The organism is Bradyrhizobium sp. NBAIM14, from assembly GCF_020193895.1.
Classification (GTDB): Bacteria; Pseudomonadota; Alphaproteobacteria; order Rhizobiales; family Xanthobacteraceae; genus Bradyrhizobium; species Bradyrhizobium yuanmingense.
In genome coordinates, this window is the sequence record NZ_JADYVQ010000003.1 from 150,989 (window position 1) to 177,153 (window position 26,165).

30 protein-coding genes and 1 pseudogene are annotated in these 26,165 nt (G+C 65.3%); 19 read left to right on the top strand and 12 right to left on the bottom strand.

Annotated elements, in window-relative coordinates:
• Positions 1 to 9: 9 nt before the first annotated feature.
• The 5 genes from I6F28_RS09590 to I6F28_RS09610 form a co-directional block, all read right to left on the bottom strand.
• The gene (locus I6F28_RS09590) at positions 10 to 1,128 is read right to left on the bottom strand and encodes a branched-chain amino acid ABC transporter substrate-binding protein (protein ID WP_036012868.1); all 1,119 of its coding nucleotides are present in this window, start codon (positions 1,126 to 1,128) and stop codon (positions 10 to 12) included.
• A 151-nt stretch (positions 1,129 to 1,279) separates the two neighbouring features.
• Entirely contained in the window at positions 1,280 to 2,017 is a 738-nt protein-coding gene (locus I6F28_RS09595) for an ABC transporter ATP-binding protein (RefSeq protein ID WP_025037253.1), read from the bottom strand.
• Entirely contained in the window at positions 2,014 to 2,847 is an 834-nt protein-coding gene (locus I6F28_RS09600) for an ABC transporter ATP-binding protein (RefSeq protein WP_225139785.1), read from the bottom strand. Before I6F28_RS09600 ends, I6F28_RS09595 begins: the two co-directional genes overlap by 4 nt.
• Positions 2,844 to 4,163 (bottom strand): high-affinity branched-chain amino acid ABC transporter permease LivM, encoded by a 1,320-nt coding sequence (locus I6F28_RS09605; RefSeq protein ID WP_346656734.1) that lies wholly within the window; start codon positions 4,161 to 4,163, stop codon positions 2,844 to 2,846. Before I6F28_RS09605 ends, I6F28_RS09600 begins: the two co-directional genes overlap by 4 nt.
• A 5-nt stretch (positions 4,164 to 4,168) precedes the next feature.
• The gene (locus tag I6F28_RS09610) at positions 4,169 to 5,086 is read right to left on the bottom strand and encodes an ABC transporter permease subunit (protein ID WP_057029507.1); all 918 of its coding nucleotides are present in this window, start codon (positions 5,084 to 5,086) and stop codon (positions 4,169 to 4,171) included.
• A 262-nt stretch (positions 5,087 to 5,348) separates the two neighbouring features.
• On the opposite strand from I6F28_RS09610, the gene I6F28_RS09615 reads away from it, so the two are divergent.
• Both I6F28_RS09615 and I6F28_RS09620 read left to right on the top strand, forming a co-directional pair.
• On the top strand, positions 5,349 to 5,510 hold the full coding sequence (locus I6F28_RS09615; RefSeq protein WP_192893160.1) for a hypothetical protein: 162 nt from the start codon (positions 5,349 to 5,351) through the stop codon (positions 5,508 to 5,510).
• 230 nt (positions 5,511 to 5,740) lie between these two features.
• The gene (locus tag I6F28_RS09620) at positions 5,741 to 6,280 is read left to right on the top strand and encodes a hypothetical protein (RefSeq protein WP_057029508.1); all 540 of its coding nucleotides are present in this window, start codon (positions 5,741 to 5,743) and stop codon (positions 6,278 to 6,280) included.
• On the opposite strand, the gene I6F28_RS09625 is transcribed toward I6F28_RS09620, so the two are convergent.
• The 3 genes from I6F28_RS09625 to I6F28_RS09635 all read right to left on the bottom strand — a co-directional run bounded on the left by I6F28_RS09625 (position 6,242) and on the right by I6F28_RS09635 (position 8,898).
• Positions 6,242 to 6,634: a carboxymuconolactone decarboxylase family protein gene (locus I6F28_RS09625; RefSeq protein WP_225139786.1), complete on the bottom strand. Its 393-nt coding sequence runs from the start codon at positions 6,632 to 6,634 to the stop codon at positions 6,242 to 6,244. The genes I6F28_RS09620 and I6F28_RS09625 overlap by 39 nt on opposite strands.
• Positions 6,635 to 6,744: 110 nt before the next feature.
• Positions 6,745 to 7,527, bottom strand: coding sequence for a 3-oxoadipate enol-lactonase (pcaD, locus tag I6F28_RS09630; protein WP_197951564.1), 783 nt, complete (start codon positions 7,525 to 7,527; stop codon positions 6,745 to 6,747).
• 15 nt (positions 7,528 to 7,542) lie between these two features.
• Positions 7,543 to 8,898, bottom strand: a complete 1,356-nt coding sequence (locus I6F28_RS09635) for a 3-carboxy-cis,cis-muconate cycloisomerase (RefSeq protein ID WP_225139787.1) — start codon at positions 8,896 to 8,898, stop codon at positions 7,543 to 7,545.
• 172 nt (positions 8,899 to 9,070) lie between these two features.
• On the opposite strand from I6F28_RS09635, the gene I6F28_RS09640 reads away from it, so the two are divergent.
• The 11 genes and pseudogenes from I6F28_RS09640 to adhP all read left to right on the top strand — a co-directional run bounded on the left by I6F28_RS09640 (position 9,071) and on the right by adhP (position 18,178).
• Positions 9,071 to 9,517, top strand: coding sequence for an SRPBCC family protein (locus I6F28_RS09640; RefSeq protein WP_036043583.1), 447 nt, complete (start codon positions 9,071 to 9,073; stop codon positions 9,515 to 9,517).
• Between the two features lie 149 nt (positions 9,518 to 9,666).
• A complete protein-coding gene (locus I6F28_RS09645; RefSeq protein ID WP_014494194.1) occupies positions 9,667 to 10,152 on the top strand; it encodes a (2Fe-2S)-binding protein in 486 nt (161 codons plus the stop codon).
• Positions 10,153 to 10,179: 27 nt separating this feature from the next.
• Entirely contained in the window at positions 10,180 to 10,986 is an 807-nt protein-coding gene (locus tag I6F28_RS09650; protein WP_036012847.1) for an FAD binding domain-containing protein, read from the top strand.
• A 62-nt stretch (positions 10,987 to 11,048) separates the two neighbouring features.
• Positions 11,049 to 11,972: an AAA family ATPase gene (locus I6F28_RS09655; protein ID WP_225139788.1), complete on the top strand. Its 924-nt coding sequence runs from the start codon at positions 11,049 to 11,051 to the stop codon at positions 11,970 to 11,972.
• A gap of 130 nt (positions 11,973 to 12,102) precedes the next feature.
• Entirely contained in the window at positions 12,103 to 13,305 is a 1,203-nt protein-coding gene (locus I6F28_RS09660) for a vWA domain-containing protein (protein ID WP_225139789.1), read from the top strand.
• Between the two features lie 10 nt (positions 13,306 to 13,315).
• Positions 13,316 to 13,639 (top strand): XdhC family protein, encoded by a 324-nt coding sequence (locus I6F28_RS09665; protein WP_025037240.1) that lies wholly within the window; start codon positions 13,316 to 13,318, stop codon positions 13,637 to 13,639.
• A gap of 2 nt (positions 13,640 to 13,641) precedes the next feature.
• Positions 13,642 to 14,343 carry an XdhC family protein gene (locus I6F28_RS09670; protein WP_225139790.1) on the top strand — a complete coding sequence of 234 codons (702 nt, stop codon included), beginning with the start codon at positions 13,642 to 13,644 and terminating at the stop codon, positions 14,341 to 14,343.
• Complete coding sequence (locus I6F28_RS09675) at positions 14,340 to 15,944, top strand: NTP transferase domain-containing protein (RefSeq protein WP_225139791.1); 1,605 nt, start codon at positions 14,340 to 14,342, stop codon at positions 15,942 to 15,944. The genes I6F28_RS09670 and I6F28_RS09675 overlap by 4 nt, the downstream gene beginning before the upstream one ends.
• 203 nt (positions 15,945 to 16,147) lie before the next feature.
• A complete protein-coding gene (locus tag I6F28_RS09680; RefSeq protein ID WP_057029515.1) occupies positions 16,148 to 16,537 on the top strand; it encodes a DUF4189 domain-containing protein in 390 nt (129 codons plus the stop codon).
• Positions 16,538 to 16,603: 66 nt separating this feature from the next.
• On the top strand, positions 16,604 to 17,014 hold the full coding sequence (locus tag I6F28_RS09685) for a PTH2-like family protein (protein ID WP_057029516.1): 411 nt from the start codon (positions 16,604 to 16,606) through the stop codon (positions 17,012 to 17,014).
• Positions 17,015 to 17,153: 139 nt separating this feature from the next.
• Positions 17,154 to 18,178 (top strand): annotated as a pseudogene (gene adhP / locus I6F28_RS09690) (alcohol dehydrogenase AdhP).
• A 67-nt stretch (positions 18,179 to 18,245) separates the two neighbouring features.
• Here adhP and I6F28_RS09695 read toward each other — a convergent pair.
• From I6F28_RS09695 to I6F28_RS09705, 3 genes are read right to left on the bottom strand one after another with little or no spacing between them, the layout of a single operon-like run.
• Positions 18,246 to 18,659, bottom strand: a complete 414-nt coding sequence (locus I6F28_RS09695; protein ID WP_036012827.1) for a GFA family protein — start codon at positions 18,657 to 18,659, stop codon at positions 18,246 to 18,248.
• A 15-nt stretch (positions 18,660 to 18,674) separates the two neighbouring features.
• Complete coding sequence (locus I6F28_RS09700; protein ID WP_036027779.1) at positions 18,675 to 19,136, bottom strand: SRPBCC family protein; 462 nt, start codon at positions 19,134 to 19,136, stop codon at positions 18,675 to 18,677.
• Positions 19,133 to 19,468, bottom strand: a complete 336-nt coding sequence (locus I6F28_RS09705) for an ArsR/SmtB family transcription factor (RefSeq protein ID WP_036012825.1) — start codon at positions 19,466 to 19,468, stop codon at positions 19,133 to 19,135. The genes I6F28_RS09700 and I6F28_RS09705 overlap by 4 nt, the downstream gene beginning before the upstream one ends.
• A 108-nt stretch (positions 19,469 to 19,576) precedes the next feature.
• Between I6F28_RS09705 and I6F28_RS09710 the strand changes: the two genes are divergently transcribed.
• The 6 genes from I6F28_RS09710 (at position 19,577) to I6F28_RS09735 (ending at position 25,565) form a co-directional block, all read left to right on the top strand.
• Complete coding sequence (locus I6F28_RS09710; protein ID WP_225124775.1) at positions 19,577 to 20,272, top strand: TetR/AcrR family transcriptional regulator; 696 nt, start codon at positions 19,577 to 19,579, stop codon at positions 20,270 to 20,272.
• Complete coding sequence (locus I6F28_RS09715) at positions 20,269 to 21,072, top strand: HlyD family secretion protein (RefSeq protein WP_036027776.1); 804 nt, start codon at positions 20,269 to 20,271, stop codon at positions 21,070 to 21,072. The genes I6F28_RS09710 and I6F28_RS09715 overlap by 4 nt, the downstream gene beginning before the upstream one ends.
• Positions 21,069 to 22,001, top strand: a complete 933-nt coding sequence (locus tag I6F28_RS09720; RefSeq protein WP_036027774.1) for an ABC transporter ATP-binding protein — start codon at positions 21,069 to 21,071, stop codon at positions 21,999 to 22,001. The genes I6F28_RS09715 and I6F28_RS09720 overlap by 4 nt, the downstream gene beginning before the upstream one ends.
• Entirely contained in the window at positions 21,998 to 23,161 is a 1,164-nt protein-coding gene (locus I6F28_RS09725) for an ABC transporter permease (RefSeq protein ID WP_036027772.1), read from the top strand. The genes I6F28_RS09720 and I6F28_RS09725 overlap by 4 nt, the downstream gene beginning before the upstream one ends.
• A 29-nt stretch (positions 23,162 to 23,190) precedes the next feature.
• On the top strand, positions 23,191 to 24,498 hold the full coding sequence (locus I6F28_RS09730) for an adenylate/guanylate cyclase domain-containing protein (protein ID WP_036027770.1): 1,308 nt from the start codon (positions 23,191 to 23,193) through the stop codon (positions 24,496 to 24,498).
• 152 nt (positions 24,499 to 24,650) lie between these two features.
• The gene (locus tag I6F28_RS09735; protein ID WP_036027795.1) at positions 24,651 to 25,565 is read left to right on the top strand and encodes a PhzF family protein; all 915 of its coding nucleotides are present in this window, start codon (positions 24,651 to 24,653) and stop codon (positions 25,563 to 25,565) included.
• A gap of 139 nt (positions 25,566 to 25,704) precedes the next feature.
• Here the strand turns inward: I6F28_RS09735 and I6F28_RS09740 are convergent, their stop codons facing one another.
• A complete protein-coding gene (locus I6F28_RS09740; protein ID WP_036027769.1) occupies positions 25,705 to 26,160 on the bottom strand; it encodes a DUF488 domain-containing protein in 456 nt (151 codons plus the stop codon).
• Between the last annotated feature and the right edge of the window lie 5 nt (positions 26,161 to 26,165).

Here is a 26,165-nt window from a genome sequence, read left to right on the forward strand (position 1 = left end):
CATTCTCGATCAAGAGCCCTTGGCGCCGAGCTCGGCGTAATTGCCCTTGGCGTCCCACTTGTAGACGACATAGTCGATCTGCTTGAGGTCGCCCTTGGCGTCAATTTCGATCGGGCCGAGCACCGTGTCCCACTTGCCGGCCTTGATGGTCTCCATGACCTTCTTGGCGTCGGTGGTGCCGGCCTTCTTGACCGCCTGCGTCCAGACCTGCAGCGCAGCGTAGGTATAGAGCGTATAGCCTTCCGGATCGATGCCCTTGGCCTTGAACGCCTCGACGATCTTCTTCGCGGTCGGCTTGTTGCGCGGGTCGGGACCGAAGGTGAACAGCGTGCCTTCGCCGGCGGGACCGGTGATGGAGGCGTACTCCTTGTCCGCGAGCGCGTCGCCCGACATCAGCACCGTCTTCATGCCCTGATCGCGCATCTGGCGGAGGATGAGGCCGGCTTCCTGATGGTAACCGCCGACATAGACGAGCTCGACATTGTCCTTCTTCAGGCGCGAGACGATCGCGTTGAAGTCCTTGTCGCCCTTGTTGTAGGATTCGTACATCTTCTCGGTGATGCCGGCCTTGTTGAGCGCCTTCTTGGTCTCGTCGGCAAGACCCTTGCCGTAAGTGGTCTTGTCGTTGAGGATCGCGATGTTCTTGCCCTTGTAGTTCTTGGCGATGTACTGCGCGGCGATCAGGCCCTGCTGGTCGTCGCGGCCGCAGACTCGCGCCACGTTCCACAGCTTGCGCTCGGTGAAGAGCGGGTTGGTCGAAGCCGGGGTGATTTGCAGGACGTTGCCGTCCGCATAGGCTTCAGAGGCCGGGATCGAAGACGACGAGCAGAAATGGCCGGCGACGAACGGGATCTTGGCGCCGGCGATCTTTTCCGCGATCGAGCGGGCCTGTTTCGGATCGCAGGCGTCGTCCTCGGCGTTGAGCGCGAGCTTCTTGCCGTTGACGCCACCGGCGGCGTTGATGTCGGCGACGGCCATCTCGGCGCCGTTCTTCATCTGGCGGCCGAAGGCGGACTCGCCGCCGGTCATCGGGCCTGCGACTGCGACGGTGACATCCTGCGCGAATGCCGCGCTCGATAGCGCGAGCGATGCGCCGAATGCCAGACCGATGAGCTTCAGTGATTTCATGAGATACCTCGCGGGTGGTCGCCTGTGGAAGTTGCCGGGCATGCCCGGTTCAAACCGGCGCCATTCTTGAATGAATTCGAGGAGAAGTCACCGGCAAAATACGGGCATACGCCAAGATATCTAGCCGCATTCTCGCGCAGGGCGGGGCCGGTCAGTGCCGGCCGCCTTCCAGATAAGCGGCGCGGATTTCGGGGCGCTGCAGCAATTCGGCGCCGCTGCCGGCCAGCGTGATCAGGCCGTTGACCATGACATAGCCGCGATGGGCCAGCTTGAGGGCGTGGTTGGCGTTCTGCTCGACGATCAGCACGGTCAGGCCGTCCTGCCGGTTCAGTGTGCGGATGGCGTCGAAAATCTGCCGCGCGATGAGCGGGGCGAGCCCCAGCGAGGGTTCATCGAGCAGGAGCAGGCGAGGGCGGCTCATCAAGGCGCGGCCGATGGCCAGCATCTGCTGCTCGCCGCCGGACAGGGTTCCGCCGCGCTGGGCGAAACGTTCCTTCAGGCGGGGAAACAGGGCGAACACGCGCTCGAGTGTGCTCTCCCGTTCCGCCGGCGTGCTCTCGGTGACGTCGGCCCCCATCTGGAGGTTCTCGGCGACGCTCATGCGCGGGAAGATGCGGCGGCCTTCGGGCGACTGCGCGATGCGCAAATGGGCGATCTCGTGGGTCGGGACGGCCGTGATGTCCTTGCCCTCGTACAGGATCTGCCCGGCGCGGGCGCGCGGCTTGCCGAAGATCGTCATCATCAGCGTCGACTTGCCGGCGCCGTTGGCGCCGATCAGCGCCACGATCTCGCCGGAATTGATGTCGACGTCGACGCCCTTCAAGGCCTCGATCTTGCCGTAGGCCGCGCGCAGGCCCCGGATCGCGAGCAGGGGGGATGCCGCCGTCACGATCCGCTCTCCATGACGGCCACGGCCTCTTCCTCGTCGGCGCCGAGATAGGCGGCGATCACCTTGGGATCGTCGCGCACCTCGCGCGGCGTGCCTTGTGCGATCTTCACCCCGTGATCCATCACCACGATGTGGTCGGAGATCTCCATCACCACCGACATGTCATGCTCGATCAGGAGGATCGACGTTCCCAGGTCGTTGCGGATCGAAAGCAGGAGCTCGTTCAACGCGGCGCTCTCTCGCGCGTTGAGGCCGGCAGCCGGTTCGTCGAGGCACAGAAGTGCGGGCTCGGTGCACATCGCGCGCGCGATCTCGAGGCGGCGCTGATCGCCATAGGCGAGATTGCCGGCGGCGTCGTCGGCGCGGTCCAGCAGGTTGACCCGCTTCAGCCAGTCGGAGGCGAGATCAATCGCGCGCTTTTCTGCGTCGCGATAGGCGGGCGCGCCGACAAGGCCGAGCAAGGTGAAGCCCGAGGCGCGCATCAGCATATTGTGCTGCGCCACCATCAGGTTTTCGAGCACGGTCATCCCGGGAAACAGGCGGATGTTCTGGAACGTGCGCGCGACCTTGGCCTGTTTGGCGATACGGAAGTCGTTGAGCCGCTGGAGCGCGATTTCCTTGCCGTCATCGTGGGTGAGGCGGATGGCGCCGCCGGTCGGCTTGTAGAAGCCGGTGATGCAGTTGAACACCGTGGTCTTGCCGGCGCCGTTCGGCCCGATCAGCGCGGTGATCTTCTTCCGCTCGGCGGCGAACGAGAGATCCTGCACGGCGACGATGCCGCCGAAGCGCATCGTCAGCCGGTCGACGCTGAGGATCTTGTCGCCGCTCATCCGTGTCCTTCCTTGACGAGGTCGGAGGAGATGGCCTGCGCCTTCTTCAGATAAACGGTCGGCGCGCGATGGCCGACCAGGCCGCGTGGCCGCCAGATCATGATCAGCACCATGGTCCAGCCGAACACCAGCATACGATAGGTCTCGAGGCCGCGGAACAGCTCGAAGCCGCCGATCATCGCCAGCGCGGCGAGCGCGACGCCCAGCTGCGAGCCCATGCCGCCGAGCACGACGATGGCGAGCACCAGCGCCGATTCCTGGAAGGTAAAGGATTCCGGGCTGATGAAGCCCTGGCGGGTGGCGAAGAACGCACCGGCGAAGCCGCCGAACATGGCGCCGGTCGCAAATGCCGTGAGCTTGGTCGTCGTGGTGTTGATGCCGAGCGCGCGGCAGGCGACCTCGTCCTCGCGCAAGGCTTCCCAGGCACGCCCGATCGGCAGCCGGCGCAGGCGGATCGTCGCCCAATTGGTGAGCAGCGCCAGCGCCAGGATCAGATAGAACAGGAAGACGATACGGTGGGTCGGCGAAAACTCGATGCCGAGCTTGGCGGCCAGCCCATCGTCGCTCCTGTCGAGCGGAATGCCGAACAGGGTCGGACGCGGAATACCGGACACGCCGTTCGGTCCGCCGGTCAGATCCTGCCAGTTGATCAGGACGAGGCGGATGATCTCGCCGAAGGCGAGCGTCACGATGGCGAGATAGTCGCCGCGCAGGCGCAGCACGGGAAAGCCGAGCAACACGCCCCAGAATGCGGCGAGGATGCCGGCGAGCGGCAGGCAGATCCAGAACGACCAGCCGAAATTGGTGGCGAGCAGCGCGTAGGAATAGGCGCCGACGGCATAGAATGCGACGTAGCCGAGATCGAGCAGGCCGGCGAGCCCGACCACGACGTTGAGGCCCCAGCCCAGCATCACATAGGTCAGCACGAGAATGGCGAGATCGAGGATATAGCGCTGGTCATAGAAGATCACGGGCACCAGCAGCGTGAAGATCAGCAGCGCGGGCGCAAGGTAGCGGCCGACCAGCGACACGCCCTTCTGCACCACTGGCGGCACCAGCTGCTCGGTGCCGGCCGGGCCGATCCATTGCCTGAGCAGCTCGATCACGATCGAGCCGCCGAACACCGCGGCGACGAGGGAGGCGAGCTCGCCGAATCGCGTCCAATAGGTGAGCTGGCCGTCGGAGCCCGCCTCGGTGCGGACGCCGACCATCAGCGAGAACAGCACCAGCGCGATCACTGCGTTGATGAAGGCGGTCTTGAGGAGAGCGGGGATGCCCGTTGCAGGTTTGGTCGTGTGGGTGGAGGGAGCTGTCACGCGCGTCAGACTTTTTCGACTTCGGGACGGCCGAGCAGGCCGGTCGGCATGAAGATCAGCACGACGATCAGGATCGAGAACGCCGCAACGTCCTTGTACTCGACCGAGAAATAGGCCGACCAGAACGTCTCGATCAGGCCGATCGCAAGGCCGCCGAGCATGGCGCCGGGCAGCGAGCCGATGCCGCCGAGCACCGCGGCGGTGAAGGCCTTGATCCCGGCGACGAAGCCCATGAAGAAGTCGACCAGGCCGTAATAGAGCAGGTACATCAGACCCGCAACGGCGGCGAGCGCCGCGCCGATCACGAAGGTCATGGAGATGGTGCGGTCGACGTTGACGCCGAGCAGCGCTGCCATGGTCTGATCCTGCTCGCAGGCGCGCATGTCGCGCCCGAGCCGGGTGTTCGACACCAGCCAGGTGAAGATCGCCAGCAGCACGATGGTGGTGATGACGACGATGATCTGGATGTTGGAAAGCTGGATGACGAAGCCGTCCGCGCTTTCATGCAGCGTATAGCCGCCGGTGATGACCGGCGGGATCGGCTTGACCCGGGCGCCTTGCGCCACTTGCGAATAATTCGTCAGCACGAAAGACATGCCGATGGCCGACAGCATCGGGGCGAGGCGGAAGGAATGGCGCAGCGGCCGGTAGGCGATGCGCTCGATGGTCCAGCCATAGAGCGCGGTGATCGCCATTGAGACCAGCAGCACCACGAGCAGGATCAGGGGAATGGCCGTGAGGCCGAGCGAGATCAGGATCAGGAAGGTGATGAGGGCGATGAAGCCGCCGATCATGAAGACGTCGCCATGGGCGAAGTTGATCATGCCGACGATGCCGTAGACCATCGTGTAGCCGATCGCGATCAGGCCGTAGATCGAGCCGAGCACGAGGCCGTTGATGAGCTGCTGGGCGAAATAATCCATAAGCTGCCGTACCCAAACTTGACGCGGCTCAAAGGGAGCTCTTGCAGAGAGTTCTTGGGCCCCGGCAGCCCTTGAGCATTTGGGTTTTGTAACAGGAGGGAACTGGCGGCTGCAACTGGCCCGGGCTCCACCTTAAGGCTTGTACAGAGATCATTTCGGCGCCGGGTTCCCTGGGTCCTGCGAGGAACCCGGTTCCCGAGGCAACCAAAGTGGATGCCGGCCGTTGTCTCCCCTCTGACGTCCAATAAGGGAGTTTCCCCGAATGACGAAGCAGCAGAACCAGAATCCGGGTCAGCAGAATCAGAATCCCGGCCAGCGCAATCCGCAGCAGGGTGGTGGCCAGAAACCCGGACAGCAGCAGCAGGACCCGCGCCAGGGCGATCGCCCGGGCCAGCAGCAGGGCGGCCAGCGCGATCAGGAATAGCGAGTTTGGGAGCCCGGTAGTGAGGAGAGGTCCCGCCGCGAGGCGGGGCCTTTTTCTTTGCGGAAGAGTCATTCCGCGTCTGGTGCTGCGCACCACCCCGGAATGACGCCGCGCGAGAGGGCAGTTAAGGTAAACAAAGGGTTTAAATTGCCGCCACAGTCTGATGCGAGTTAGCTCCGGCATGGCCGCCGCCTTCCATCGAAGGCTCGGCAAATCAGGCGGGAAGCGGCATGTTCAGGAATTGGCGGATCGGCTCGGTCAACGGCGCGCTGCTGGCGGCCTATTTCATTCCCGTCTGGAGCCTCATAGCCTTCAGCATCATCGTCGCGCCCGTGCGCGGCCTCTACGAGCGGCCGAGCGTCGCGGTGGCGCTGTACCTGAGCGACCATCTGCAGATGGCGGGCATGGACACGGTGCGTGCCGCCTGGCTGCTGGCGCTCGGAAGGCTGACCGTGGTGGCGTTCTTTGCGATCTACCTCGTGCTGCTCTGTATTCCCCGCACCCGTAAGGGCGGCGGCAGTGACGAGGCGCTCGGGATTGCGCTGGCGATCGGCAGCCTGATCTCCTTTGCCAGCATGGTGATGGCCTCGAAGGTCGGCGAGCTGGCTGCGCTTCGGCTGCACGCCACCGAGCTCCTGATGCTGCTCGGTGCCGCCGTCGTGCTCGTGATCGAAAAGCCGGCGGCTGCGTCGAAGGCGGCCGAGGTCGCCGCGCCGCCGAATCTTCAGCCTCTAGGTCTCGAGCAGGCCGAGCTCCTGCACAATCGCTGAGACTTCCTTGACGGCGTGGTTCGCCGCCGGCACGCCGCAATAGATCGCCTGCTGCAGCAGGATCTCCTTGATGTCGTCGGGCGTGAAGCCGCCCTCGGCCAGCGCCGCACGCACGTGCAGGCGGAATTCGTCCCATTGCCCGAGCGCGACCATGGTGCCGATCACCAGCACGCGCCGCGTGCGCTCGTCGAAATGCGGCCGCGTCCAGATCTCGCCCCAGGCGTAGCGGGTGATCAGGTCCTGGAAGTCGGTGTTGAAGGCATTGCGGTTCGCGATCGACTTGTCGACCCAGGCATTGCCCAGCACCTTGCGGCGCACATTCATGCCGGCATCGCGGCGCTTCTGGTCGTCCATTCTGTTCCTCCTCTTTCGTCATTGCGAGCGCAGCGAAGCAATCCAGAAATGTGTCCGCGGAGACGGACTGGATTGCTTCGTCGCTACGCTCCTCGCAATGACGGTTGTTGCTAGCGCTGCGTCAGGAACCCCACCACCGCATCCGTGAACGCATGCGGCTGCTCGACGTTCGAAATGTGCGCGGCGTCGATGATGGTCATGCTGGCGCCGGGAATGCTGGAGCGGATCAATTCGGCCGCCGAGATCGGCGTCGCCGCGTCGTGGCGGCCGGCGATCACCAGCGTCGGACTCTTGATTTTCGGCAGCAGCGCGCGCTGGTCCAGCGTCGACAGCGCCTCGCAGCAGGCGAGATAGCCCTCGACGGGCGAGGCGAGCAGCATCGACTTCATCTTCGCGGTGATCGCAGGCTCGCGCTCGCGGAAATCTTGGGTGAGCCAGCCCGCGATCACAGCGTCCGCGACCGCCGCGATGCCGCCCTCCTTTACCGCCTTGATGCGGTTGTGCCAGTTTGTTGGATCGGGATAGTAGCAGGACGTGTTGGCGAGGATCAGCTTGCCGAACCGTTCGGGCGCATTGGCGCCGAGCCATTGCCCGACCATGCCGCCCATCGACAGGCCGCACCAATGCACCTTCTCGATGTTGAGGTCGTCGAGGATCGCGAGCACGTCGCGGCCGAACCGCTCCATCGTGTAGGGGCCAGGCGGGACGTTCGACTTGCCGTGGCCGCGGCGATCGTAGCGGATGACACGGAACACCTGCGTCAGCGCCTTCATCTGCGGCTCCCACATCTGCAGCGTGCAGCCGAGCGAGTTCGACAGCATCAAGGTCGGCCCGCCGTCGCGGCCCTCGACGGAGACGTTGAGCAGGCATCCGTCGGCATCGATCATGGGCATGCGGCGTCTCCGTTCTTAATCTTGATCGAGGTTGTCGAGCAGCCGGTCGATCAGCGCCTGTGACGCCCCTTGATAGGCCATCGGCTCGAACAATGCCGCAATTTTTTCCGGCGAAAGGTGCGCGATGACTTGCGAATCGGCCGACAGCACCTCGCGCAGATGCTTCTTCTCGGCGACGGCACGCTTGCTCGCGGCCTCGACGAGATGATGCGCGTTGCTCTTGCCGATGGCTTCGGCGAGCGCGAAGGTGACGGCCTCGGCCATGATCAAGCCATGCGTCGCATCGAGATTGCGGAGCATGCGCGCTGCATCGACCTCGAGACCCTCGGCGATGTCGACGACGGCAGCCAGCGCGCCTGATGTGACCAGCATCAATTGCGGCAGCGTCGGCCATTCCGCGTGCCAGGGACCGGCACTGCGTTCGTGGTCCTGCACCTGGGCGGCGAAGATCGTCGCGGCGAGCTGCGGGGCCATGGTGGCAGAGCCCAGCGCGCTTGCGGCGGCGACCGGGTTGCGCTTGTGCGGCATGGTCGAGGAGCCGCCGCGGCCTTCGCCGGCGGGCTCGAACGCTTCGGCGACGTCGGTCTGCATCAGCAGCGAGACGTCGCGCGCGATCTTGCCGCAGCTGCCGGCGAGAATGGCGAAGCAGGATGCGGCCTCGGCGATGCGGTCGCGATGGGTATGCCAGGGCGCCTCGGGCAGCGGCAGGTCGAGCTCCTGCGCCAGCCGTTCGGCCACCGCGAGCCCCTTGTCGCCGAGCGCAGCGAGCGTGCCGGCAGCGCCACCGAATTGCAGCGCGAGGCCCTCGCGGGAGAGCCGCCGCAGGCGGCAGCGGGCGCGCGCAAGGCTCGAGGCGTATTCGGCGGCCTTCAGCCCGAACGGCATCGGCAGCGCATGCTGGAGCCAGGTCCGCGCCACCATCGCGGTGTTGCGATGGCTGCGCGCCATCGCGGCAAAGCCCTTGATGGCACGGCTGAGGTCGGCATCCAGCGCCGCGATGCCGGCGCGCAGCATCAGCATGGTCGCGGTGTCGATGACGTCCTGGCTGGTCGCGCCCCAATGCACGTAGCGCGCGGCCTCCGCGTCATTCTTGCCGACATTGGCGGTTAGCATCTTGACCAGGGGAATCGCGAGATTGCCCGACCGCGTCGCGGCCTCGGCCAGTGCGGCCATGTCGAAGCCATCGGCCTTGCACGCCGCCTCGATCGGTCCGACGGCGGATGTGGGAATCACGGCGGTGGCCGCCTCGGCGCGTGCCAAGGCTGCCTCGAAATCGAGCATGTTCTGCAAGGTCGACCGATCGTCGCAGACCACGCGCATGGCGGCGCTCGACAGCATCGGTGCGAGCAGGGGGGAGAGGGATGTGCTCATGTTGCGCGCGACCTAATCATCATGGCCCGGCCGTGCCAATCCCCCACCGCCCGCACACGTCATTTTGCAGTTGCGAATATGCATTGCACGTGACCGGGCGCCGGCCTTTTCTTTGCCGCGCCGCTGCGTTACTTGATCAGCACTATAGTTACGCGATCCGGGAGGCACCCTCATGGCCATGACGATGAACGGCGAAGTCCAGCTTGCAGCGCCGCGCGAGGCCGTGTGGGCCAAGCTCAACGATCCCGAGGTGCTGAAGGCCTGCATCCCCGGCTGCGAGGAGCTGGAGAAGACCGACGACGGCGGCTTCCGCGCGACGGCGAAGATGAAGGTCGGCCCGGTGTCGGCGCGCTTCAAGGGCAAGGTCACGCTGTCCGATCTCGACCCGCCGAACGGCTACAAGATCTCCGGTGAGGGCGAAGGCGGGGTGGCCGGATTCGCCAAGGGCGGCGCGACCGTCAAGCTCGCCGAGAAGGACGGCGGCACGCTGCTCTCCTACGACGTCGAGGCGCAGATCGGCGGCAAGTTGGCGCAGCTCGGCCAGCGCCTCATCAACGGCGCCGCCAAGAAGCTTGCCGATGAGTTTTTCGCGAACTTCGCCAAGGCCGTACAGGGCTGAAGGTCCAATACCTTTAGGGTAGCGCCTTCGGCATGGCGCCTTGCGCCCGGGGCGATGTTGCCCCGGGGCATAATGGCCCATATGATGGGTTGGAATAATTATAAGAACCGCTTCGACGGGACCCGTCGGGGTGCTGACAGAGAGTGCTTATGGCAAAAATCTCCCTCATCGTGAACGGCAATCCAGTCACCGCTAATGTCGATCCCCGCACGCTCCTGGTGCAATTCCTGCGCGAGAATCTGCGGCTGACCGGCACCCATGTCGGCTGCGACACCTCGCAGTGCGGCGCCTGCGTCGTGCATCTCGACGGCAAGGCCGTGAAGTCCTGCACCACGCTTGCGGTGATGGCCGATGGCCACGAGGTCAAGACGATCGAGGGGCTGGCTGCGGACGGCGCGCCGCTGCATCCGATGCAGGAGGCCTTCCGCGAGCACCATGGCCTGCAGTGCGGCTTCTGCACGCCCGGCATGATCATGACTGCGATCGACATCGTGCACCGCAAGGGCCACGAGCTCGACGACCACACCATTCGCGAGGAGCTCGAAGGCAATCTCTGCCGCTGCACGGGCTACCAGAACATCGTCGCCTCGATCTCTGCCGGCGCGAAGGCGATGGCCAAATCCGACCTCGCGTAACGCGCCTCCCGCGATCAGGACATACAGATGTACGAATTCAAATATCATCGCCCTGGGACCGTTCGCCAGGCGGCCAACCTCCTGGTGAAGAACGAGGACGCCAAGGTGATCGCCGGCGGCCACACGCTGATTCCCGTCATGAAGCAGCGCCTCGCCAGTCCCCCGCATCTGGTCGACCTCTCCCACATCGAGGGGCTCAATGCGATCGAGATGAAGGGCCGCTCGCTCGTGATCGGCGCCACCGCCAAGCATGCCGAGGTCGCGACCTCCGCCATCGTCGGTGAAGCCATTCCTGCGCTGGCGAACCTTGCCGGCGGCATTGGCGATCCGGCCGTGCGTCACAAGGGCACGATCGGCGGCTCGCTCGCCAACAACGATCCGACTGCCGATTATCCGGCCGCGGTGCTCGCGCTCGGGGCCACCATCGTCACCAACAAGCGCCGCCTCAAGGCGGAAGAGTTCTTCCAGGGCCTGTTCACGACCGCGCTCGAAGCGGATGAGATCATCACCAAGGTGATGTTCCCGCTGCCGAAGAAGGCCGCTTACGTCAAGTTCCGCAACCAGGCCTCGCGCTATGCGCTTGTCGGGGTGTTCGTGGCGCGGCGTCCTTCGGACGTGCGCGTTGCGGTCACCGGTGCGGGCTCCGAAGGCGTGTTCCGCGTCACCGCATTCGAGGAAGCCTTGAAGAAGCGCTTCGCCTCGAAGGCGCTGGAGGGCATCGCGGTACCGGCAGAAGGCCTCAACAGCGACATCCACGGCAGCGCCGAATACCGCGCGCATCTCATCGGCGTGCTGACGCGGCGCGCCGTCGATGCCGCCAATGCCAAGGAATGAGCTGACCTCATTCCTCGGTCCAGACCTGTCCCCGGTGAGGGCGTAGTAAGACTGGCTTTTCCATGACTTCAGCGGCCACTTCTTCCGGTGCTTTGCCGGCATCGGTCGATGCGATGCTCGAACTCCTGACGTCGCGCGGCTATCTCGCTGAGCGCTCGCTGGCGACGGTGACGTATCTGTCGCTGCGTATGGGCCGACCGCTGTTCCTGGAAGGTGAGGCCGGCGTCGGCAAGACCGAGATCGCTAAGGTGCTCTCGGCGGCGCTGGGGCGGAAGCTGATCCGCCTGCAGTGCTATGAAGGCCTCGACGTCTCCTCCGCGGTGTATGAGTGGAACAGCGCGTCGCAGATGATCGCGATCCGGATGGCGGAAGCCGCGGGCGACACTGATCGCGATCAGCTTTCGAGCGATATCTTCGCCGACCGCTACATGATCAAGCGGCCGCTGCTCCAGGCGCTGGAGCCTGATGTCGCCGGTCCGCCGGTGCTGCTGATCGACGAGCTCGACCGTGCCGACGAGGCGTTCGAAGCCTACCTACTCGAAATCCTCAGTGACTTCCAGGTGACCATCCCTGAGTTCGGCACCGTGAAGGCGCCGCATCCGCCGATCGTCATCATCACCTCCAACCGTACCCGCGAGATCCACGACGCGCTGAAGCGGCGCTGCCTCTATCACTGGGTCGACTATCCCGCTGCCGAGCGCGAGCTCGCGATCGTCAAGACACGTGTGCCCGGCATCTCCGCCAAGCTGTCGCAGCAGGTCGTCCGCTTCGTGCAGGCACTGCGCAACCAGGACTTCTACAAGTCGCCGGGCGTTGCCGAGACCATCGACTGGGCCACCGCGCTGTCGGAGCTCGATGCCCGCTCACTGACCCCGCAAGTGGTCGGCGACACGCTGGGCGCGCTGCTCAAGTACCAGGACGACATCACCCGCATGCAGGGCGACACGCTGCAGAAGGTGCTGAAGGACGTGACGAGCGAGAATTGATCTTCACGTCATTCCGGGGCGCGCGTTAGCGCGAACCCGGAATCCATCGGGCCGCAGAGTTGGTGGATGAATGGATTCCGGGCTCGATGCTGCGCATCGCCCCGGAATGACGACCGAGGGTGCTGAACCAATGGCCATCAACCACCTTGCCCCCGAAAAGACCGAGCAGTTCGCCGACAACACCGTCGGCTTCGCCCGCGCGCTGCGTGCGGCCGGCCTGCCGGTCGGGCCGGGCGCTGTCATCGATGCCATGAGCGCGCTGCAGGTGATCGACATCGGCAGCCGATCCGACGTCTTCACCACGCTGGAGGCGATCTTCGTCAAGCGCCATGAGCATGCGCAGATCTTCAAGCAGGCTTTCAACCTGTTCTTCCGCGTCTCGGAAGAATGGAAGCACATGCTGGATTCGGTGCCGCTGCCGGACGAGGCCAAGAAGAAGCCCCAGGCCGGCGCCCGCCGCGTCCAGGAGGCGATGGCGCAGCCCCGTATGACCGAGACGCCGCAGCACCAGGAGCAGGATCTGCGCCTGTCGGTCTCCGACAAGGAGATCCTGCAGAAGAAGGATTTTGCGCAGATGAGCGCGGCGGAGATTGCCGAGGCGCTCCGTGCCATCGAGCGGATGAGGTTGCCGCAGGCCGAGCTCCTGACGCGCCGGCGCCGGCCCGATGCGCGCGGCCTGCGCCTCGACCTCCGCCGCACGCTGCGCGCCTCCTTGCGCACCGGCGGTGACATCATCGACATTCATCGCCTCGGACGGATCGAGAAGCCGGCGCCGATCGTGGCGCTGCTCGACATCTCGGGCTCGATGAGCGAATACACCCGCCTGTTCCTGCATTTCCTGCATGCCATCACGGATGCCCGCAAGCGCGTCTCGGTGTTCCTGTTCGGCACGCGCCTCACCAATGTCAGCCGCGCGCTGCGCCAGCGTGACCCGGACGAGGCGCTGGCGAGCTGCTCGGCCTCGGTCGAGGATTGGGCCGGCGGCACCCGGATCTCGGCCTCGCTGCACAACTTCAACAAATTGTGGGCGCGGCGGGTGCTGAGCCAGGGCGCCATCGTGCTCCTGATCTCCGACGGGCTGGAGCGGGAGGCCGATTCCAAGCTCGCCTTCGAGATGGACCGGCTGCACCGCTCCTGCCGGCGGCTGATCTGGCTGAACCCGCTGCTGCGGTTTGGCGGCTTCGAGGCCAAGGCGCAGGGCATCAAAATGATGCTCCCCCACGTTGACGAATTCCGCCCGGTACATAATTTGAGTTCGATCCAGGAGCTGATCACGACGCTCTCCCAGCCGCTGCCGCCGCATCACCGCAGCCTGATCCGCTCCGCAGCTTGAGAGGCCAGCCATGCTCGATCGCGACGAGGACATCCTGAAGGCGGCGGAGGACTGGCAGAAGGCCGGCCGTGGCGTCGCACTGGCGACGGTGGTGGAAACCTGGGGCTCGGCGCCGCGCCCGGCGGGCTCGAGCCTCGTTATCAACGACGAAGGCACGTTCCTGGGGTCCGTATCCGGCGGCTGCGTCGAGGGTGCGGTGGTTACGGAGGCCATGGATGTGATCCAGAGCGGCAAGCCGAAGATGCTGGAGTTCGGGGTCGCCGACGAGACCGCCTGGAACGTTGGGCTGTCCTGCGGCGGCACCATCCGCGTCTTCGTCGAGAAGGTCGGTTAGCCGTGAAGCTCGACATCCTGCACGAACTCAATGCCGAACGCGCCGCGCGCCGGCCCGTGATTCTGGTAACCGACACCGAGAGCGGCGAGCAGCGGCTGGTGAAGGCGAAGGATTTCGCCAAGGATCCGCTGCGCGCCGAGCTGGAGAAGCAGCTTCGCATGGGCAAGAGCGCCAGTGTCGAGGCCGGCGGCAAGAAGCTGTTTCTCAACGTCTACGCCCCGACGGCAAAGCTCGTCATCATCGGCGCGGTCCATATCAGCCAGGCGCTCGCGCCGCTGGCGCGCTCGCTCGGCTATGACGTCACCGTGGTCGATCCGCGCACGGCCTTTGCGAGCCCCGAGCGCTTTCCCGACATTCCGTTGATCGCCGAATGGCCTGATACTGCGCTGCCGCCGCTCAATGTCGATGCCTACACCGCGTTCGTGGCGGTGACGCACGATCCCAAGATCGACGACCCCGCGCTGCTGCACGCCTTCGAGCGCAACTGCTTCTATATCGGCGCGCTCGGCTCGCGAAAGACGCATGCCAAGCGTGGCGACCGGTTGCGGGCGCAAGGCGCCAAGGAAAACGACATCGCGCGCATCCACGCGCCCATTGGGCTAGCGATCGGCGCGGTCTCGCCGTCCGAGATCGCGGTGGCGATCATGGCCGAGATCACGGCCGTGCTTCGGCTGCCTCCCAAGGAAAAAGAAGAAGCGGCATGAAGTTCGGCCCGGCGAGTCCCAGGGATGCGATTGGCGGGGTGACCGTCCACACCCTGCGCCAGGGATCGCTGGTGCTGAAGAAGGGCACGACGATCGGACCTGCCGAGGTCGAGGCGCTGGAGCGCGCCGGCATCAAGGACATCGTCGTGGTGCGCATGGAGGCGGGCGACGTCTCCGAGGACGTTGCCGCCGCCAGCATCGCGCTCGCCATCGGCGGCGAGGGCATCCATGTCGAGCGCGCTTTCACCGGCCGTGCCAATCTGTTCGCCGCGCGAGCGGGCGTGCTGGTGATCGATCGCGCCGCGGTCGACCGCATCAACAACATCGACGAAGCCATCACCTTTGCCACGCTCGCCGCCTACAAGCCGGTGGTCGAGGGCGAGATGGTCGGAACCGTCAAGATCATCCCGTTCGGCGTCGAGGCGAGTTTGCGCGATGCCGCGGTGAAGGCGGCGGGCAAGGACGTGCTGAAGGTCGCGCCTTACGTGATCAAGCGCGTCGGCGTGGTCTCGACGCTGCTGCCGGGCCTGTCCACCAAGGTGATCGACAAGACGCTGCGCGTCACTGCCGAACGGCTGGCGCCAGCCGGCGCCAGCATCATCGCCGAGCGCCGGGTCCCGCACGAGGAGCAGGCGCTGTCGGCCGCGATCAAGGAATTGCTCGGCCTCGGCGCCGAGCTCGTGATCGTTTTCGGTGCATCCGCGATCGCTGACCGCCGCGACGTGATTCCGGCGGCCGTCACCGGAATCGGCGGCGAGATCGAGCATTTCGGCATGCCGGTCGACCCCGGAAATCTCCTGCTGATCGCCCGCGCCGGCGAGGTGCCGGTGATGGGCGCGCCGGGCTGCGCGCGCTCGCCGGTCGAGAACGGTTTTGACTGGGTCTTGATGCGGCTTCTCGCCGGCATCAAGGTGACGCGGTCCGAGCTGATGGGCATGGGCGTCGGCGGCCTCTTGATGGAGATCGTGACGCGGCCGCAGCCGCGCGCCAAGCCGGAGACCGAGGGCAACAGCCAGGTCGCGGCCATCGTGCTCGCGGCGGGACGCTCGACCCGGATGGGCGGGCCGAACAAGCTGCTCGCCAAGCTCGACGGCAAGAAGCTGGTGCGCCTCGCGACCGAGCAGGCGCTGGCCTCCAGGGCATCCGAGGTGATCGTCGTCACCGGCCACCAGGCCGAGCTCATCGAGCAGGCGCTGCAAGGCCTGAAGGTGACATTCGTCCGCAATCCGGACTTCGCCGGCGGCATCGCCAGCTCGGTGAAGGCCGGGATCGCGGCCGTGCCCGAGACCTGCGATGGCGCCGTCGTGTGTCTCGGCGACATGCCGCTGATCGACGCCGGCCTGATCGACCGGCTCATCGACAGTTTTGCGCCCGACCGCGGCAATCTCATCGTCGTTCCCGTCAGCGAGGGCCGGCGCGGCAACCCCGTGCTGTGGTCGCGCCGCTTCTTCAGGGAGCTGATGACGCTCGACGGCGACATCGGCGCGCGGCACTTGATCGCCAAGCACACCGAAGCGGTCGCCGAAGTGCCCGTCGACGGCGAGAGCGCCTTCCTGGACATCGACACGCCGCAGGCGCTGGAGGCGGCACGGCGGGGCTGAAGGTGCGTAGGGCAGATTAGCCGAAGGCGTAATCCGCCGCTGTGTTTCTCCGCGGAAACAAAAGAGGCGGATTACGCTTCGCTAATCCGCCCTACGGGACTACGGCATCCTGCAAGCCTGCCGATTTCAACCCCCCGTTCACCATCTGGAAACGACCGCCGCTTAGAGTTGCCGCCACCTGCCTTGGGGGGAGGGGTTTTTCCATGGCTTCGAACGTCGTCGCGCGCCGTTGCGCGATGTTTTTCCTTGCGCTGTCCGTTTTTGCATCCGGCGCGCGCCATATGACAGAAGCCCAGGCCGCCGGCGCTTTCGCGGTCGGCAAGTGCGGCGCTTATGGCCAGGCCTATGATTATGGCCACGAGGACGAGGCTCGCGCCGCCGCGCAGAAGCAGTGCAAGGGCGATTGCACCACCATGACGATGAAGCGCGCCTGCGCTGCGATGTCGGTCGATATGACCAATCCCTGCGGCGCCTACGGCTATGCCGTCAAGCCGAATATTTCCGCCTCGCTCAACGCCGCTACGCGCGAATGCTACAAATACGGCGGCAAGGAATGCGTGATCCGCGCCTGGGCCTGTGACGCCAAGGGGTGATTTTCTCTTGCTGTCGTGATCGGGCGTTGCGTAGCATCGCCTAGGGAATGACAGTGGAAGGCATACATGCAGTTCGACACCAAGATCGCGGTCGTGATCCGTACCGATCTTCAAGCCTGGCAGAAGCTGAACGTAGCCTCCTTCCTCACCAGCGGCATCGCCGCGGCCTTTCCGGAATGCATCGGCGAAGCCTATGAGGACGCCTCGGGCACGAAGTATCATGCACTGATCGGCCAACCGATCCTGATCTATGGCGCCGACGGTCCGGCGCTGTCGCGCGCGCTGGACCGCGCGCTCGCCCGCAACGTCAAGGCGGCGGTCTATACCGAAGACATGTTCAAGACGACACATGATGCCGCCAACCGCGAGGCGGTGAGGGCGGTTGCGCGTAGCGACCTCAATCTCGTCGGCATTGCGATGCGCGCCGAGCGGAAGGTGATCGACAAGATCGTCGACGGTCTCAAGTTCCATAGTTGACAGATCGAGAGCACCGCGCGGCGTCATCGGGGTGTCATGATGGACCCGCCCTTGCGCAAACATTGTGCTTTTTGACTCTCCTCAAGGGTGCGCCGGGCGGCGTCGCTATTCTGCTTCACAAAGCACAAGGAGCAGACCGATGCCGACCATGAAAGCCGCAATCGTCAAGCAATTCGGCAAGCCGCTGGTGATCGAGGACGTGCCGGTGCCGCAGCCCGGTCCGGGCGAGGTTCTGGTCAAGGTCAAGGCCTGCGGCGTCTGTCACACCGATCTGCACGCCGCCTCCGGCGACTGGCCGGTGAAGCCGGTGCCGCCCTTCATCCCCGGCCATGAAGCCGCCGGCATCGTCGCCGCGCTCGGGCCCGGCGTGAAGAATCTGAAAGTCGCGATGCCGTCGGCGTCGCCTGGCTGCACGACGCCTGCATGTCGTGCGAATATTGCGAGACCGGCTGGGAGACGCTGTGCGAGCACCAGCACAACACCGGCTACAGCGTCAACGGCGGCTTTGCCGAATATGTCATCGCTTCGGCCGCGTTCGCCGCCAAGCTGCCGGCGACGATCGATTTCGCGGCCATCGCGCCGATCCTCTGCGCTGGGGTCACCACCTACAAGGGATTGAAGGAAACCGAGGCCAAGCCCGGCGAGTGGGTCGTGATCTCCGGAATCGGCGGGCTCGGCCATGTCGCGATCCAATACGCCAAGGCGATGGGGCTGAAGGTCGCCGCGGTTGATATCGCCGAGGACAAGTTGGAGCTGGCGCGTGAAACCGGTGCCGATCTCGCGGTCAACGCGCTGGCGGATGGTGCAGTGGAGAAGGTGCTGACGGCGAGTGGGGGAGGCGCGCATGGCGTGCTGGTGACGGCGGTGTCGACTGCTGCATTCGCTCAGGCGCTCAAGATGGTGCGTCGCAAGGGCACTGTCAGCCTCGTCGGCCTGCCGCCGGGCGAATTCCCGACACCGATCTTCGACGTCGTGCTCAAGCGCATCACCGTGCGCGGCTCCATCGTCGGCACGAGGCGTGACCTCGACGAAGCCATCGCGTTCGCCGCCGACGGCAAGGTCAAGGCCGAGGTGACCAAGGTGCCGCTCGCAGCGATCAACGACGTCTTCGACCGGATGAGGGCCGGCAAGATCGACGGTCGCATGGTGCTGGATTTTGGCTAAAGCGTTTTCGAGCGAAGTGGACACCGGTTCGCGTTAAGAAAACGCGTCAAAACAAGAATCTGGCGCTTTACCCTGGCGGCATGCCGTCGAACTTCACCAGGCCAGGGTCGAGAGGATCCCACTCATGACCGCGCGCGGCGAAGGTCACCGCCTGCGGCCTGTAGCGGGCGGGCTCGTCGAGGCTTGCCGCCCGGATCGTGAACACGTCAGGCTGCGCCGCGAAGGTCATGTAGACAGCTACGCCGCATTGTGTGCAGAAGCCGCGGGTCTTCACCTTGCCGTTGTCGGCGACCATGTCCCAGTGCCTGGCATCGCCCGTCAGCGTGACGCCGGCGCGCGCGAAGGTCGCGTACGAGCCATGGCCGCTGCCGCTTTCCCGCTGGCAGTCGCGGCATTGGCAGTGATTGCTGAAGAGGGGCTCCCCTTCAATCGAATAGCGGATCGCGCCGCAGGCGCAGCCGCCGGTATAGGGCTTCTCCACCGCAATATCTCCCACTCAACCTTCGCCGCTGATCTCGTCGAGCTTGCGAACGACCTTCTTCCAGCCGCCGCTCATCACCGTGTAGGCCGACTCGTTCCTGGGCAGGACGAAGCCCGCATGCACGAGGCGGATCCGCGTGCCGGCTTCGACCGGGGTGAGGGACCAGGTCACGACGGTGTCGAGCGGGGCGCCATAGCCGGTGTTGCGCTCGTCGCCGCCTTTCCAGGCGTAGACGAGGCGGCTGAAAGCCACGACCTCCAGAACCCGGCAATGGATCACGCCGTCCCAGTTGCCCCCCGGGGTGGTCTGGAAGGTGAAGGCCTTGCCTTCGACGGCTTCGAAGCCGGTCGGCTGCATCAGCCAGCGCCCGATCAGCTGTCCGCTGGTCAGCGCCTTCCAGATCGTCTGGGCTGTGTGAGGGAAGACCTCGTCGATGACGATGTCTCTTGTGTCGGCTTTCAACGCGGCAGCACTCACGGGTCGATCTCCTTCAAGAGGTCACGCAGGTTCCGGAAACGCTCGCGCCAGAAGACGCCGTAATGGTCCATCCAGGTGACCAGCGGCTCGAGTCCCTGCGGCGCGGCGCGGTAATAGACGTTGCGGCCCTCGGCGCGCTCGGCGACGAGGCCCGCTTGCTTCAACGATTTCAGGTGTTGCGAGACGGCTCCTTGCGTGACGCCGCTGCCGCGCGTCAGCTCGGCGACGCTGATCTCTTTGCTCTCGAACACACGCTCGAACACGGCGCGGCGGGTCGGATCGGCAAGGGCGCGCATCACGGTGGTGACGGGGTTTGGGGTGGCTTCGATCATGCCATCAAATTAGCGGATACTAATGCATTAGTCAACACTAATTCGTCTGGACAGTCGCCGCCCCCGCGCGCTCTTGACTATGACTGACCAGTCAGTCATATATATCGAATGACGAAGAAGCCGACCAAAGCCGCCTTGCCCTCCGCCGCTCCCACCGGAGCGAACGACCCTGGGACTGCTGGCCCCGATGCAGCGCCTGCCTCGAACCGCGCCTCGCGTGCGGCGGAGCGGCGTGCGGCGATCGTGGAGGCGGCGATGGAGGAGTTCATCGCGCGCGGCTTTGCCGCCACCAGGCTCGACGACATCGCCAAGCGCGCCGGCGTCGCCAAGGGCACGATCTACCTGCACTTCAAGGACAAGGAATCGATGTTCGAGGAGCTGGTGCGCATCGTCATCGTTCCCGTGGTCGCACGGCTTACCACGCTGCCGCCGCCGGCAGGCTCGGTGCGCGACCTCATCGAGACGTTCGCCGGCAACTTCCTGAAGGAGGTGATCGGCACGAGACGGGGCGATCTGGTGCGTCTGATCGTGGCGGAGGGGCCGCGCTTTCCCTCCGTCGCCGACTTCTACTACCGCGAGGTGGTCTCGCGCGGGATCACTGCCATGCGCGCGCTGATCGAGCTCGGCATCGCCCGCGGCGAGATCCGGCAGAAGGACCTCGCGCACTATCCACAGATCCTGGTCGCGCCCGCGATGATCGCCGTGATCTGGCAGAGCCTGTTTGCGCGGCATGCGCCGCTCGACGCGCAGGAGATGCTGCGCGTTCATCTCGATTTGATTTTTGGCGAACGGAGGACGACATGAGGTCGTCGCAAGTGATTTCTTTCTTGGCATTGGTCCTTGTGCTCGCAACTGGGCTTGCGGGGTGCAAGGAGAAGCGCGATCCCGGCTTCCAGGGCTGGGTCGAGGCCGACATGATCTTCGTCAGTCCGGACGAAGCCGGGCGCGTCACCAAGCTCAATGTCCGCGAAGGCGACGAGGTCAAGGTCGGCGATCACCTCTATTCCGTCGATGACGATCTCCAGCTTGCCGACCTCAACCAGCAGAAGGCGACGCTTGCGAATGCGCAGCAGACCTATGACCGTGCGGCCTCGCTGAACAAGACCGGTTCGGGCACGCAGGCCAATCTCGATTCCGCCGTGTCCGCCTTGCGCGTCGCGGAGGCGCGGGTGGCGACCTCGGAGACGCGGATGGCGCGGCGCAAGGGCTTTGCGCCGGTCGCCGGCACCATCCAGCAGATCTATTTCCGCGAAGGCGAGATGGTGGCGGCGCAGCGGCCGGTGCTCTCGATCATGCCGCCCGGCAACATGAAGCTGCGCTTCTTCGTGCCGGAGACCGAGCTGCCGAAGCTCGCGATCGGCGACACGGTGCGTGTCTCCTGTGACAATTGCGCCGCCGACCTCACCGCGAAGATCTACTTCATCGCGACCTCGGCCGAATACACGCCGCCCGTCATCTACAGCCTCGAAGAGCGCAACAAGCTGGTCTATCTGATCCAGGCGCGACCCTCGCGGCCCGATGCCTTGCGCGTCGGACAGCCGATCGATATCCACCTCAATCCCAAAACTCCTGAGACCAAGACACCGGTGGCGGACAAGCGATGAGCAACGGCAACGGCATCGCAATCGACGTCAAGGGCCTGACCAAGTCATTCGGCGGCCGCGAGGTCGTGCACGATCTGTCGATGCAGGTGAAGCGCGGCTCGATCTACGGCTTCCTCGGTCCCAACGGCTCGGGCAAGACCACCACCATCCGCATCCTCTGCGGCCTGCTGACGCCCGACAGCGGCGAGGGCACCTGTCTCGGCTATGACATCCGCCGCGATGCCGAGAAGATCAAGCGCCAGGTCGGCTACATGACCCAGCGCTTCAGCCTGTACCAGGACCTCTCGGTGCGTGAGAACCTCGAATTCGTGGCGCGGCTCTATGGCCTCGCTGACGCGCGCGGCGCCGCGCGCGACATGATCAAGCGGCTCGGGCTCTCGGGGCGGGAGGAGCAGCTCGCCGGCGAGCTCTCGGGCGGCTGGAAGCAGCGGCTGGCGCTCGGGGCCTGCACGCTGCCCAATCCACAATTGTTGCTGCTGGACGAGCCGACCGCCGGCGTCGATCCCAAGGCGCGGCGCGATTTCTGGAACGAGATCCATGCGCTGGCCGCCGAGGGCCTCACGGTGCTGGTCTCGACCCATTACATGGACGAGGCCGAGCGCTGCCACGAGATCGCCTACATCGCCTACGGCTATCTGCTGGCGCACGGCACGGTGGAGGAGGTCATCGCGAAATCCGCGCTGACGACCTATACCGTCACGGGCGACGACCTGAACGAGCTTGGCGCGGCGCTCACGGGCAAGCCCGGGATCGACATGGTGGCGCCGTTCGGCACTTCGCTGCATGTTTCCGGCCGCGACGTCCCGGCGCTCGAAGCCAGCATCGCGCCCTGGCGCGAGAGAGGCGGCCTGCACTGGCAGAAGTCCAAGCCCTCGCTCGAAGACGTGTTCATCGAGCTGATGGGACGCTCCAAGGACAATTTCCAATGAGCGCGGTAGAACATCCCGAACCACGGCGGGAAATCCGCGAGCGCTTCGGCTTCCTGCGGCGTTCCTACGCTATGCTGGTCAAGGAGTTCATCCAGCTGAGGCGCGACCGCGTCTCGTTCGCGATGATCGTGATGCTGCCGGTGATGCAGCTGATGCTGTTCGGCTATGCCATCAACACCACGCCGCGTCATCTGCCGAGCGCGGTGCTGCTCCAGGAGGATTCCGATCTCGCCCGCTCGGTGCTGAAGGCGCTGGAGAACACCAAATATTTCCGCTTCCTCTACGAGGTTCACGACGTCGACGATTTCGACAACCTCCTGAAGTCCGGCAAGGTGCTGTTCGGGGTCGAGATCCCGCGCGGCTTCGAGCGGGCGGTGCGGCGCGGCGACAGGCCGGCGCTGCTGGTCGCGGCCGACGCCACCGATCCGGTCGCCGCAAGCGCTGCGCTCGGCTCGCTCGGCATGATCGTGCAGACCGCGCTCGCGCACGATCTCTATATCGGCGAGCCCCCGGAGATGCCGTTCGAGATCCGCGCCCACGCCCGCTACAATCCGGCCGCGAATTCCAGCCTCAATATCGTGCCAGGCCTCGTCGGCACCATCCTCACCATGACCATGCTGATCTTCACCGCGCTCTCGGTCACGCGCGAGGTCGAACGCGGCACCATGGAGAGCCTGTTGTCGATGCCGATCAAGCCGATCGAGGTGATGTTCGGCAAGATCGTGCCCTACGTGCTGGTCGGCTTCGTCCAGGCCTTCCTGATCATCAGCATCGGTGTCGGCCTGTTCGGCGTGCCCGTGCTCGGCAATCTCGTCCTGCTGGCGCTGCTGTCGACGCTGTTCATCACCACCAATCTGGCGGTCGGCTACACCATCTCGACGCTGGTTCAGAACCAGCTCCAGGCCATGCAGATGTCGATGATGTTCTTCCTGCCGAGCATTCTGCTCTCCGGCTTCATGTTCCCGTTCGCAGGCATGCCGGCCTGGGCGCAATATCTCGGCGAATGCCTGCCGCTGACCCATTATTTGCGGATCGTCCGCGCCATCATGCTGAAGGGCGCGACCATGGAGAATTTGCGCTTCGATACGCTGGCTCTGGCGGCCCTGATGCTGCTCGCCATGACCGTCGCGGTGACGCGCTTCCGCCGCACGCTGGATTGAGGCACAATACCCCGGAATCGAGGGGCGGGATGGCCAAGTTTGCGAGCAGGAAAGCGCGGCAGCATGCCGTCTTGTCGGAGGACTTCGAGCGCGAGCTGACGCGGGAGGTGCTGCGCACCGAGCTGTTGCGGGTCCGGGCGCTGATCGCGACCGGCTGCGTCATGACCCTGTTCCTCACCGCAATCTATCTGATCGACCCCGCCGTGGTGAACCGGGTCTGGCGCGGCACCGAAGGGTTCGCCGAAGTCTACGGCCTGCTCGTCGGGTTCATTTTGTTCGAGGTCTGGGTCCACACCCAGATCAGGAAGAACCTCCGCCTCGATCGCGACGTGCCGGTGGCCAGGCGCTATATCGGCACGCTGATCGAGACGTCGCTGCCAACCGTGATCCTCATCCTGCAGATCCGGACCATGGGCGCGACCCAGGCCCTCGGCTTTGCCGTGCCGCTGATGTATTTCATTTTCGTCATCCTCTCGACGCTGCGGCTCGATTTCTGGCTCTCGACCTTCACCGGCTTCGTCGCTGCTGCCGAGCTGTTCGTGGTCGCACTGGTCTACGATCCCTCGAGCAGCGTCGGCGAGCCCCAGCTCTATTTTCACGCGGTCCGCAGCGCCATCATCCTGATCTGCGGCGTGCTCGCCGGCGCCGTCGGCGCGCAATTGCGCCGGCAGTTCGCCGCGAGCATCGCGGCCGCCACCGCGCGTGACCGGGTCACCAATCTGTTCGGCCAGCATGTCTCGCCGCAGGTGGTGGAGCGGCTGATGACGGCGGGAACGGGCGCTAGCGGCGACGTCCGCCGCGTCGCGGTGATGTTCGTCGATTTCCGCGGCTTCACGGCCGGTGCGCAGTCGCGCAGTCCGCAGGAGGTGGTCGACCGGCTCGACGGCGCCTTCGCCGTCCTGGTCGACATTCTCGACCGCCAGGGCGGCATCGTGAACAAGTTTCTCGGTGACGGTTTCCTCGCGCTGTTCGGCGCGCCGCTGGAAGCATCCGACGCCGCGCACCGCGCGGTCGCCGCCGGCCGCGAGATGCTCCGGGCAATGGACCGCATCAACGCAGAGAGCAGCTGGCCGCTGCGGATCGGCATTGGCATCCATTTCGGCGAGGTCGTCGCCGGCAATATCGGCTCGCCCCGGCGCAAGGAATACACGGTCATCGGCGACACCGTGAACTTCGCCTCGCGACTCGAGGCGCTGAACAAGGATTTCGGCTCGCAGCTCTTGATCTCGGCGTCCGTGCGCGAGGCGCTGGGAGCCGACGGCAGCGATGCCGTCGCGCTCGGCGAGGTCGAAGTGCGCGGCTACGAGCAGAAAGTACCGGTGTTTCAGCTGGGATAATGTGCATCACACATCGGTGCGCGCAGTTCTCTTTCATCCAAGCGATTGCTCCGATTGCACTCAATTTTGGGGCATGACGAGCGATGTTTTCGGCTTGTAGAGTGCTGCGCGATGCGGCCGGTCGCGGCCGCGACTTGCATGAGGAAGTGACGATGCAGCGCCGCTACATCACCGTCGACGTGTTCACCGACCGCGCCTTCGGCGGCAACCAGCTCGCGGTGGTGCTCGATGCCGGCGGGCTGACGACGCAGCAGATGCAGGCGATCGCGACCGAGTTCAATTATTCCGAGACCACTTTCGTGCTGCCGCCGCGCGACAGGGCCAACGACGCCGAGGTGCGCATCTTCACGCCGGTGCAGGAGATCGCCTTTGCGGGCCATCCCAATGTCGGCACCGCCTTCGTGCTGGCCTCGATGGCGAAGGAGCCGAAGCTACGCCTGCTGTTCGAGGAGAAGGCCGGGTTGGTCCCGGTCGAGATCGTGCGAGAGCAGGGCAGGGTGATCAGAACCGAGCTCACCGCGCCGCAGCCGCTGCAGCGGCTCTCAACGCTGTCAACAGCGGAAGCCGCGAGCTGCATCTCGCTCGTTGCCGACGACATCAAGACCGACAATCACGAGCCGCAGATTGTCACCGTCGGAAACGCGTTTCTGGTGATGGAGCTGCATTCGCGCGAGGCGCTGAAGCGGGCCCGGCCCGATGCTGCGGCCTTTGGCAAGGTCTTGCCGCGCGATGGTGCCCGCGCGGTGTGGTTCTATACGCGCGATGTGCCGGCGGCGGAGGCGCCTTGCGAGCGACAGGCGCGCATGTTCATGCGCGGTGCCAGCGGCCTCGTCGAGGATCCCGCCACCGGCAGCGCCACGGTTGCCGCCGCCGCGCTGTTCGCCGATCTCGATCCCGCGAGCGACGGCGAGCTGAAGCTGACCGTCGGGCAGGGTTTTGACATGGGTCGTCCAAGCATCCTCTCGACCCGCGTACGCAAGCAGGACGGCAAGATTGTATCCGCTCACATCGGCGGCGCTTGCGTGCAGATGATGGAGGGGACGTTCCGGCTGGCGGGGGAGGGGTAACTTGTCATTCCGGGGCGCGCGTAGCGCGAACCCGGAATCCATCTAGCCGCAGTGTTGGTGGAGGAATGGATTCTCAGGTGCGCAATTGCGCACCCTAGCGCGCGCTGCGCGCGCCCGGGAATGACGGCTGTGGCTACACCTACCGCCCCGCCAAATTCTTCACCGCAACCCCATCGCGCTCCTCGATGATCTCCGCGATCATCTGGCGGTGGCAGTGGGTGTGGTCGCGCTCGTAGCAGAGCAGGCACACCGGGCCGGCCTTTTTCACCAGCGCAGAAAGCTCGTCCATCTCTTCCCTCGCCTGCGGCGTCTTCAGGTGCTTGGAGAAGATCATCTCCAGCACGTCGTATTGACCGCTGCGGGCGGCGAGGCGGCCTTCCTTCGGCGTGCCGAGCGCGGCGAGATGGACATAGCCGATGCCGCGCTCGTCGAGGCCCGCCGAAAGCTGCTTCTTGGAAAAGCCCGGCCGACGCGACGACGTCACCGCGCGCACGTCGACCACGAGCTTGACGCCGGCCTGTTCCAGCTCGTCCAGCACGGCCTTCGGCGGCGTCTGCTCATAGCCGATGGTGAAGAGCTTCTTCGCCTTTGCCAAGGGAC